Raw genomic sequence first — 249 nt, forward strand, 5'->3', positions numbered from 1 at the left:
TTATAAGCTTTCAGCATTAATCCGTCTCCGGAAAGAATTCCTACGTTAATCCCGTGCAGGGTATGAATGGTAGGCTTATTTCTTCGCAACGGCGCTTCATCCATGATATCATCATGAATCAGTGTGAAATTATGGAAAAACTCTATTGCTAAAGCAGGCTTGATCGCCTCTTTCAGATCACCTCCAAATAAGTCGCAGGCCATCAAAACCATAATAGGACGAAGACGCTTTCCACCATGGGAAATGATG

At 42.6% G+C, this 249-nt stretch carries 1 protein-coding gene; it reads right to left on the bottom strand.

Annotation, left to right across the window (positions count from 1 at the left end; all coding sequences use genetic code 11):
• Positions 1–249, bottom strand: a 249-nt coding sequence (locus tag SCA31_RS24790) for a polyprenyl synthetase family protein (protein ID WP_410699612.1), incomplete at both ends; no start/stop codon positions are given.

This window comes from Chryseobacterium sp. SIMBA_028, from assembly GCF_046535285.1.
GTDB lineage: Bacteria > Bacteroidota > Bacteroidia > Flavobacteriales > Weeksellaceae > Chryseobacterium.